This is a genomic window from Micromonospora sp. MH33 (assembly GCF_003013775.1).
Classification (GTDB): Bacteria; Actinomycetota; Actinomycetes; order Mycobacteriales; family Micromonosporaceae; genus Micromonospora; species Micromonospora fulviviridis.
Genome location: NZ_MUYZ01000268.1, coordinates 1 through 9,642 on the forward strand (window position 1 = coordinate 1; position 9,642 = coordinate 9,642).

At 74.3% G+C, this 9,642-nt stretch carries 7 protein-coding genes and 1 pseudogene; 3 read left to right on the plus strand and 5 right to left on the minus strand.

Going from position 1 to position 9,642, the window contains the following annotated elements; translation table 11 throughout:
• The first annotated feature begins 330 nt into the window (after positions 1-330).
• The gene (locus B0E53_RS28580) at positions 331-1,752 is read left to right on the plus strand and encodes an alkaline phosphatase PhoX (protein ID WP_107078854.1); all 1,422 of its coding nucleotides are present in this window, start codon (positions 331-333) and stop codon (positions 1,750-1,752) included.
• A 49-nt stretch (positions 1,753-1,801) separates the two neighbouring features.
• Here the strand turns inward: B0E53_RS28580 and B0E53_RS39770 are convergent, their stop codons facing one another.
• From B0E53_RS39770 to B0E53_RS28590, 3 genes are all read right to left on the minus strand, one after another.
• The gene (locus B0E53_RS39770) at positions 1,802-3,331 is read right to left on the minus strand and encodes a hypothetical protein (protein WP_246835650.1); all 1,530 of its coding nucleotides are present in this window, start codon (positions 3,329-3,331) and stop codon (positions 1,802-1,804) included.
• The gene (locus tag B0E53_RS39775) at positions 3,244-4,209 is read right to left on the minus strand and encodes a hypothetical protein (protein WP_246835651.1); all 966 of its coding nucleotides are present in this window, start codon (positions 4,207-4,209) and stop codon (positions 3,244-3,246) included. Before B0E53_RS39775 ends, B0E53_RS39770 begins: the two co-directional genes overlap by 88 nt.
• 170 nt (positions 4,210-4,379) lie before the next feature.
• Positions 4,380-4,973, minus strand: coding sequence for a TetR/AcrR family transcriptional regulator (locus tag B0E53_RS28590; protein WP_107078855.1), 594 nt, complete (start codon positions 4,971-4,973; stop codon positions 4,380-4,382).
• 264 nt (positions 4,974-5,237) lie between these two features.
• Here B0E53_RS28590 and B0E53_RS28595 point away from each other — a divergent pair, with 264 nt between their 5' ends.
• Positions 5,238-6,698, plus strand: coding sequence for an MFS transporter (locus B0E53_RS28595; RefSeq protein ID WP_107078856.1), 1,461 nt, complete (start codon positions 5,238-5,240; stop codon positions 6,696-6,698).
• 22 nt (positions 6,699-6,720) lie between these two features.
• Here B0E53_RS28595 and B0E53_RS39780 read toward each other — a convergent pair.
• Positions 6,721-7,494 (minus strand): annotated as a pseudogene (locus B0E53_RS39780) (SGNH/GDSL hydrolase family protein); the annotation flags it as partial.
• Positions 7,495-7,695: 201 nt separating this feature from the next.
• Here B0E53_RS39780 and B0E53_RS28605 point away from each other — a divergent pair.
• On the plus strand, positions 7,696-9,234 hold the full coding sequence (locus B0E53_RS28605; RefSeq protein ID WP_107078857.1) for a M1 family metallopeptidase: 1,539 nt from the start codon (positions 7,696-7,698) through the stop codon (positions 9,232-9,234).
• 193 nt (positions 9,235-9,427) lie between these two features.
• On the opposite strand, the gene B0E53_RS38765 is transcribed toward B0E53_RS28605, so the two are convergent.
• On the minus strand, positions 9,428-9,642 hold a 215-nt coding region (locus tag B0E53_RS38765; RefSeq protein WP_210406252.1), incomplete at its 5' end, for a hypothetical protein.

Consider the following 9,642-nt stretch of genomic DNA (forward strand, 5'->3'; position numbering starts at 1 on the left):
CAGCCGCGCCACCAGCTCGGGGCTGCCGACGGGCGCCGGGCCGGCGGCGGCCAGTGCGCGCCGGGCCGCCTCCCAGCGGCGCAGGGCCTCCCGGTGCAGGGCGACCGCCTGCCGGTACGCCGTCGCGAGCCTGCCCACCGTCCGCCCTCCGACGCCGCCGTACCTGATCGAGGGGAACCCTAACGGACGCGCGCCGGCCCGGCACAGTACGCGGCGCGCACCCGACGTTGGTCCACTGTTCATCCCACGGTGGCCGTTCCCACCGGACGCCGTTCCCCCGGCCCGACTTGCCTCTGCCCTGAGCAACGCTGTGAACAGGAAGGCGACGACGTGACCTCCTCCCCCATCTCCCGACGGGCCCTGCTGCACGGTGGCGCGGCCGCCGGCCTCGGCATCGTGGTGGCCGGCAACCTGGAAGCCATCGCCGGCCCGGCGGCGGCCCGGGCGGCGACCCGCCCGGCGGTCGGCTACGGCGACCTCGTCCCGGACCCGGCCGGCCTGCTGGCCCTGCCGCCCGGCTTCTCGTACACCATCGTCGCCCAGGCGGGCGTGACCCTGCTGGAGTCCGGGCAGGCCACTCCGAGCGACGCGGACGGCACCGGCTGCTTTCTCGGCCCGAACGGGTCGGTGCTGGTGAACAACCACGAGATCGGCGGCAGCGAGCCGTACCCGGTGCCGGCGCTGGCCGGGCTGACCTACGACCCGGGCGCCCGCGGCGGCACCACCACCATCGAGGTCGACCAGCGCGGCCGGCGGCTGCGCGAGTACGTCAGCGTGGCCGGCACGCACAACAACTGCGCCGGCGGCATCACCCCGTGGGGCACCTGGCTGACCTGCGAGGAGACCGAGCAGAAGGCCGGCGGGAAGTACCTGAAGGACCACGGGTACGTCTTCGAGGTGGACCCGCACGACCGGGCCGCCAACCAGAACCCGGTGGCGCTGAAGTTCCTCGGCCGCTACGCGCACGAGGCGGTCGCGGTGGACCCGTACACCCACGCCATCTACCTGACCGAGGACGCGGGCGGCCCGAACGGCCTCTACTTCCGCTGGACCCCGCCGGCCGGCTTCCGGGCCGGCAAGGGTGCCCTGCGGGCGCTCGCCCAGCGGCCGGACGGGGACACCGCCGGCAGCCTGCAGGCGATGACCTGCTTCCGGGGCAGCCAGCACGTGGCCGACCTCTCCGAGGCCACCACGCCGGGCACCCGCTACAAGGTGGAGTGGGTGGACGTGCCGGACCGGGACGCCCGGACCGTCTCGGTACGCAAGCAGTTCACCGACGCCGAGGTGACCCGCAGCCGCAAGCTGGAGGGCGCCTGGTGGGCCGACGGCGGCGCGTACTTCGTGGCCAGCTTCGCCCGGCACACCGACGGCAGCACCAACGAGCACGACGGCCAGGTCTGGTTCTACGACCCGCGCACCGAGACCGTGACCCTGAAGACCATCTTCGGCGTGAACCCCGACCCGGACGCGGACAACGGCAACTACGACGGGCCGGACAACATCACCGTCTCCCCGTACGGCGGGGTGATCCTGGCCGAGGACGGCGAGGGCGTGTCGCACCTGGTCGGGGTGACCGAGCAGGGCAAGGCGTACCCGCTGGCCCGCAACGAGCTCAACGACAGCGAGTTCACCGGCCCGACGTTCAGCGCGGACGGGAAGATCCTGTTCGCCAACATCCAGTCCCCGGGCTACGTCTTCGCGATCACTGGCCCCTGGGGCCGGCCGAGCAACGCGGACCTCGCCGCGTCCTGACTCCGACGGTGACGGCCGGCGGCCCCCCGGGCCGCCGGCCGTCGCGTCGTCAGCGGGGGCGGCAGCCGGGATCCGGGCCGCCGTCGGCCACCCCGCAGGCGAACACCTCGACCGGCGCGGCGGCCACGTCGGGCACCCGGGCCACGGTGAGCAGCGCCAGCCGCTTGGCGACCGGCTCGCCGGAGTCCGGGGCGTACCGGACCAGGCCGCCGACCCCCGGGTAGCCGCCGGCGGCGTTCTGCCGCAGCACCTCGGCGTGCACCCCGACCGGGTTGACCGAGCGGGGCTCCCAGCGCCGGCCGGTGTCGGCGTGCCGCAACCGGGCGGCGAGGCTCTCCAGCGCGCGCACCACCATCATCGCGGCGTCGTAGGCGAGGCTGACCCGCTCGCCGACCGGCGGGCCGGCCCCGTCGCGGCAGCGCGGCGGGTCGAGCAGGTCGTCCGCGCCGATCCAGGTGAGGAAGCTGCCCCGGGCGTCGTCGCGCCGCGCCTGCGCGGCCCGCAGCGCGGCGCAGGTCGCCAGGGCGGCCTTCGACACGTACGTCACCGGCAGGTTGCCCGGTGCGCTGGCCCGCAGCCCCGGATTGGCCATGTAGCGGTTCACCGAGTCGTCGGCGACCAGGTGGCGGGGCGGGTCGGCGCCGCACTCCTTGAGCGCCCGCAGGAACCCGTCGAACTCCGACCAGCGCCCGGCGAAGAAGAGCATCCCCCGGTAGCCGCACTCCTGGGTCATCCGCCGCCCGCTGCGCCACTCGTCGAGCCGGGTGAGCCGGCTGCCGAACCGCTCCCGCAGCCCGTCCACCAGGGTGGCGACGTAGAGGTCCTCGGCGAGCGAACTGCCCTCGCCGGTGGTCCAGTAGACGTGCGCCTCACCCACCCGCAGCACCTGCCGGGCGTACGCCTCGACCATCCGCACCTGCTCGCGGTTGGGCGCCGACATGGCCAGGTAGAGGCTGGAGTTGGCGTCCATCCGGTCGGCCGACAGGGTGGGCGCCAGCACCGGCAGGCCGACCCGGTTGAGTTCCCGCAGCGCCGACGCCGTGCTGGCGCGGCTGTCCACCAGCCCGACCACGCCGAGCACCGTCGGATCGTCGCGGGCCAGCCCCTCCAGCAGCCGGACCGCCTCGCCGGCGTGCCGCATCTGCCGGCCGGCGTTGGCCACCACGATGTGCAGCAGCGCCGCGTCGTCCGCCGCGGCCGATTCCTTGAGCAGCGCGTACTGGGCGGTCGCCATGCCCTCCAGTTCCTCGCGCTCGGAGACGTACGACTCCTCGTCCGCCCGGGTCCGGTTGCCGGTGAGGCTGCCCAGGTAGACCAGCGTCAGGTAGGGGCGGCGGTGGTCGCTGCGCCGCCACACCTCCTCGGCGGCCCGGTTCTGCGCGAAGATCCGCCGCTGCACCGCGCGGAGCCGGTCCTGGCCGGGCTCGCTGTTGAAGACCTGGCCGGCGGTGTCGCTGTAGCCGACGCACTCGCCGCCGACCAGCCGCACGGTCACCCGGTCGGCCGGCCAGGGGCGGCAGTCCGGCGCCCACCGCGCGGTGGCCCACACGCCCACCCCGGCCAGCAGTACGAGGGCCACGGCGGCCGGCAGGAACCGCCGCGACCACCAGGGCGGGTCGGGGCGACCAGCGCCGGCGGGGCGACGCCCACCGGGGCGCCGAGGTCGTCGCCGTCGATCCGCAGCACCACGAGCCAGGCGCCGGGGCGGCGCAGGCGCCGGATCTCCGGCAGCGCCTCGGCCCACTCCTCGTACGCCTCCTCGGCCTGGACCACCGGGCGGGCCGCGGCCGGCTCCGGCGGCGGGCCGGCGGCGACCGCCACCACCAGCAGCGGGTCGTTGCGGCCGGTCTCGTTGCGTACCTCGTCGAGCAGCCGGGCCAGGGTGTGCCCGACGTTGTCGGTGGCCACCCCGTCGAGCAGCAGCACCGGGTACGCGGTGCGCCGCCAGTCCCCCGGCCGCCAGAACCGCCGCCGGTACGCCTGCCGCAGGTCCTCAAGAAAGGCGTGCAGCAGCAGCTTCTCGACCTGGGCCGGGTGCTCGCCGTCGCGCCAGCCGGCGGTGAGCCGCTCGGCGAAGCCGAGGAAGGTCACCGACTGCCGGGGCGCCAGGTACTGCTGCCGCATGAACCAGCGGTACTGCCGCCCGAACACCGGCACCCGGCCGGACACGGCGATCCGGAACACCACGCTCGGCATGGCCCGGCGCAGCAGCCAGAGCAGGACCTGGAGCGCGGTGCCGACGGCCGAGCCCCCGCCCACCTGGGGATCGTCGCCGGCCCGCCGGCCCCGCCAGTCGCGCAGCCGGCGGACCAGCGCGGCCCGGCCGCTGTCCGCGGCGTCCACCCCGACGGCCAGGCTCTGGTGCATCAGCCAGTCGGCCAGCGGGTAGTGCCGGAACCGCAGCCGGGCCGCCCCGAAGGCCTCCACGGAGAGCTGCCGGTGCAGCTCGCGCAGCACCCCCGCGACGTCGTCGGGTCCGGGGCGGGCGGCGTCGGCGGCCGGGCCGCCGGTCGCCGCGGCGGGGCCGCCGGAGCAGCCGCGCCAGCAGGTGGAGCAGTTCGAGGCCGCCCGCCGGGAGCTTCTCCCGTGCGGGCCGGGACCCGGGCGTCCCGCGTGGACCGTCCCCGTCAGCGGGGCGCGGCCGGAAGGCGCAGGCCGTCCAGGGCGATGCCCAGCACCCGGTCGCGCTGGGCCGGCTCGAAGAACTGGTACGCCATGATCCCGCTGACCAGCCGCACCACGTCGTCGAAGGTGGCGTCCGGCCGGGCCACTCCGACCTCCTGGGCGCGGCGCAGCAACGGCTCGCCGGCGGCGTAGATCTCGGTGCGGCAGGTGCGGAACACCTCGGAGTCGTGCACCAGTTCCTCGGCGAGAGCCCGCTTGGTGCCGACGTAGGCGACGAACCGGTGCAGCCAGGCGACCAGGGCGTCCCACGGCGGGAGGCCGGCCAGGTCGGCGGCGGACGCGCTGAGGGCCCGCACCTCCTCGACGTAGACCGCCTCGAACAGGTCGCGCCGCTTCGGGAAATTCCGGTAGAGCGTGCCGATGCCCACCCCGGCCCGCCGGGCGATCTCCTCCAGGGAGGCGCCGGCGCCGCACTCGCCGAACACCTCCTGGGCGGCGGCGATCAGCGCGTCGTAGTTCCGCCGGGCATCGGCCCGCTTCGGGCGCCGGGCGAAGACCTCGCCCAGCTGGTCGGCGCTGGCCATGACGGGCGTCACCCCTCTCCCCTTGCAAGCGGAGGCACCCCTCCGATACGTTAGTGGAGGCACCCCTCCGGAACTGACCGGAGCCTTGCCTCCGGATAGCTTACTCCGGCTTTCCCCGCCGATCCCACCCACCGTGATCGGCGAACCAGACATCGGACCCCGGGAGGTCCCACCATGCCCGCAGACCGCTGAGACACCCCCTGGGCCGCCACCGTCGCCCCTCCGCGCGAGCGGCCCGCCCGGAAACACCTCGCCCCACGAACGGGAGTCATTTCCGTGATCGACACCGTCCGGCGCGACTCGCGCCGGTTGACCTTCCTCGTCCTCGCGGCCGGCGCCGGCTTCTTCGCGATGCTCCAGTCGCTGATCACCCCGGTGCTGCCCACCATCCAGCACGACCTGCACACCTCGCAGAACACCGTGACCTGGGTACTGACCGCCTACCTGCTGTCCGCGTCGATCTTCACGCCGGTCCTCGGCCGGATCGGCGACATGGTCGGCAAGGAGCGGACCCTGGTCGTCTCCCTCGCCGCGCTCGCGCTGGGCTGCCTGCTGGCGGCCGTCGCGCCCAATATCGGCATGCTCATCGCCGCCCGGGTCGTCCAGGGCATCGGTGGCGCGGTCTTCCCGCTCTCGTTCGGCATCATCCGCGACGAGTTCCCCGCCGCCCGGGTCAGTTCGGCCGTCGCGGCGATCTCGGCGATCGTCGCCGCCGGCGGCGGCCTCGGCGTCGTACTGGCCGGGCCGATCGTCGCCACCCTGGGCTACCGCTGGCTGTTCTGGATCCCGATGGTCGTCGTCGGCCTCACCGCGCTCGCGGCGCACCGGTTCGTGCCGGAGTCGCCGGTGCGTACCCCCGGCCGGGTCAACTGGGCGGCCACCCTGCTCCTCTCCGGCTGGCTCGTGGCGCTGCTGCTGCCGGTCAGCAAGGGCGCGGCCTGGGGCTGGACCTCCGGCCGGGTGACCGGCCTGCTGGTGCTCGCCGGCGTGCTCCTGGCCGGTTGGCTGGTGGCCGAGGCCCGCTCGGCGAACCCGCTCATCGACATGCGGATGATGCGCCTGCCCGCGGTCTGGACGACCAACCTGGTCGCCCTGCTCTACGGCGCCTCGATGTTCGCCGTCTACGCCTTCCTGCCGCAGTTCGTGCAGATCCCGACCAGCGCCGGGTACGGCTTCGGCACGAGCATCACCCAGGCCGGACTGCTCATGCTGCCCATGCTGGTCGGCATGTTCGTCGCCGGTATCGTCGCCGGCCGGCTGGCGGCCCGGTTCAGCGCCAAGGCGCAACTGGCCACGGGCGCCGTGTTCAACGTGCTCGCCGCCGCCATGCTGACCGTCGCGCACGACACCCGCTGGGAGATCGGCGTGGCCGGCGGCCTCGTGGGGCTCGGCATCGGGCTGGCCTTCGCCTCGATGGCCAACCTCATCGTGGCCAACATGCCGGCCCGCCAGACCGGCGTGGCGACCGGCATGAACGCCAACATCCGCACCATCGGCGGCGCGATCGGCGCCGCGGTGGCCAGCACCGTGATCACCGCCCACCCGCAGGCGAGCGGGCTGCCCCGCGAGGCCGGGTTCACCATGGGCTTCCTGCTGCTCACCGGCATCTCGCTGGCTGCCGCGGTGGCCGCCCTGGCCGTGCCCTCCGGTCGCCGGGCGGCCCGGGCACGGCACGCCGAGCCGACGGTGCGCGGCACCGAGCCGGACCTGGCCGGCGAGCTGGTGCCGGCGCGCTGATCGGCGGACGGCAGCGGCAGGCGGCCGTCAGCGCGGCCAGGTAGCCGTAGCGGTAGCCGTCGGCGTCCGGGTGGTACGCCTCGATGAGCCCGCTGACGTCGTTGATCCACGGGTCGGCGGCGCAGACGCCGTGGCCGGCGAAGAACGGCCGGGCGTCGACGAAGGTGGCCCCGGCCGCCCGGGCCCGGTCGGCGATCACCGTGGCGAGCAGGTCGGCGGCCTGGTTGAGGATGGTCCGCTTGTAGGTGCTCATGGCCAGCAGGCCGCAGTAGTTCGTCTCGAACAGCCGCGGGTAGCCGAGCACCACCAGCCGGGCGTTGGGCGCCCGGTTCCGGATGGCGGCGTAGGTGTTGTCGAGCCGGCCGGGCAGGGTGGCGGTGGCGAAGGCCCGGGAATCGTTGACGGCGCCCTCACAGGTCGAGGTGCTGCCGAACCGGCAACTGGTGATGACGTCGGCGAAGCCGGCGTCGTTGCCGCCGATGGTGACGGTGACCAGGGTGGTGCCGGTGCTCAGCGAGTTCACCTGGCTGTTGATGACGTCGGCGGTGACCGCGCCGCCGCAGGCCGGGAACTTGAAGCTGGTGACCGCGTGCGCGGCGGCCCAGAGCGGGGCGTACGACTTCTGGCTGCGCAGGCAGGTGGAGAGGTCGTACGGGCCGGCCCCGACGCCGGAGGAGTAGGAGTCGCCGAGGGCGACGTAGTTGACGGTGGCCGCCTTGGCGACGCCGGGGACGAGCACGGCGCCGAGGACGGCCGCGAGCAGCGCGGCCAGGGCGGTGCGGGCGCGACGGGACATGACAGGACCTCCACGGGACAGGGGTGGTGGAGCCCGTTGACCGCGCGCGTGGCCAGGGGGTCGGAGCTTGTTACTAGTCGGTAATCCTATCGAAACATCGGCATAAATTGAATAGCGCCGACTCGTGTTCCGGGGCATGTGCGTTCACAACCATCGATTAGGTTGGCGGTGCGTACACCCCCGATGGAGGGAGTCCACCCCGTGCGACGAGCTCTCACGGCGGCCATCGCCGCCCTGACCGTCACCACCGCCGGCACCGTCGTGACCGGAGCCCCCGGCCAGGCCGCCCTACCGGAATGGGGCCGGCCGAAGAAGCCCGCGGCGGCCACCCCGACCCCGGGCAGCCCCGGGCTGGGCGACAGCTACTTCCCCGACTACGGCAACGGCGGCTACGACGTCGGCCACTACGACATCCGGCTGCGCTACGAGCCGGCCACCGACCGGCTCAGCGGCACCACGACGGTCCTGGCCACCGCCACCCAGGACCTGTCCCGGTTCAACCTCGACTTCGCCCTCGACGTCGAGTCGGTCCGGGTCAACGGCTGGTCGGCCGGCTTCGCCCGGGAGGGCGCGCACGAGCTGGTGGTCACCGCACCCCGGCCGATCCTCAAGGGACAGCAGCTCACCGTCGTGGTGAAATACGCCGGCGTCCCGTCGGAGACCCTCGTCCAGGGCTACACGGGCTGGACCCGGGTCGCCGACGGCGCGCTCGCCGTCAACGAGCCCGAGTCGGCCTGGTGGTGGTACCCGAGCAACGACCACCCGACCGACAAGGCCACCTGGGACGTCTCCGTCTCGGTGCCGACCGGCGTCGAGGTGATCAGCAACGGGGTGCAGCCGCGCGCCCCGCTGCCCGAGGCCGGCAACCGCACCCGGTGGAGCTGGCGCAGCGTCAAGCCGGGCGCCACCTACCAGGCGTTCCTGGCCATCGGGCAGTACGACATCGTCACCGACACCGCGCCGAACGGACAGCCGGTGCTGAACGCGTACAGCACCACGCTGGGCGAGCGCGCGCCGGCCGCCCGGGCCAGCATCGAACGCACCGCCGAGGTGATCGACTGGGAGAGCGGCGTGTTCGGGCCGTACCCGTTCGAGGCGCGGGGCGGCGTGGCCGGCCCGGTCGACGGCATCGGCTTCGCCCTGGAGACGCAGAGCCGCCCGGTCTACGGCCCCGGCTTCTGGCGGCGCGGCGCGAACACGTACGTGGTGGTGCACGAGAACGCCCACCAGTGGTTCGGCGACTCGGTCTCGGTGGCCGACTGGCGCAACATCTGGCTGAACGAGGGCTTCGCCTCGTACGCCGAGTGGCTCTGGTCGGAGGAGCAGGGCGAGGGCACCGCCCAGGAGCTGTTCGACTTCACCTACGCCAACTACCCGGCCGACTCGGAGTTCTGGCAGGTCCTCCCCGGTGACCCGGGCGCCGGCGACGTCTTCGCCGACGCGGTCTACGACCGGGGCGCGATGGCGCTGCACCAGCTCCGGCTGGCCGTCGGCGACGAGGCGTTCTTCCGGATCCTGCCGGCCTGGACCGCCGAGCACCGCTACGGCAACGGCACCATCGCCCAGTTCCAGGCGCTCGCCGAGCGGATCTCCGGCCGGGACCTCGACGCGGTCTTCACCACCTGGCTGTTCACCGCCGGGCGCCCCGAGCCGGCCGCCGCCGCACGGGTCCCCGTGGCTCCGGCCCAGCCGAAGTCGTGGACCGGGATCCGGGCGGCCCACCAGCTGCTCGACCGCTGACCGGCGCTTGCCGGGGCCCGCTCCACCACCCCGGGAGCGGGCCCCGGCCGGTCAGGCCGCCACCGGAGCGGCCGTGGCCGGGGTCGCCGCCGGCCGCTGCTGTTCATGTTCGGCTCCAGGTCCGGCACGTCCTCACGTTCCTTCCACGCAACAGAGCACAGCGAGCGAGCCAGGTGAGGTTCGTCGGATCAGATCAAGCAGCCGGGCAGCCGTCGCGGTGCGCGTACGGCGACCGGAGGCTGGTCCAGCGGGAACGGCGCGGGCTGCGGTGGGGCGCGCAGGCGACGCAGTCCTGGGCCGCGCGGGCCGCCCGGCCCGATGGGCGCCGGCCGACGCCCGGACGGGCACCGGACGAGGTGCCGGAGAGCCCGGACGGGAATGCGCCGGCCAGCACGGCGGGACGCAGTG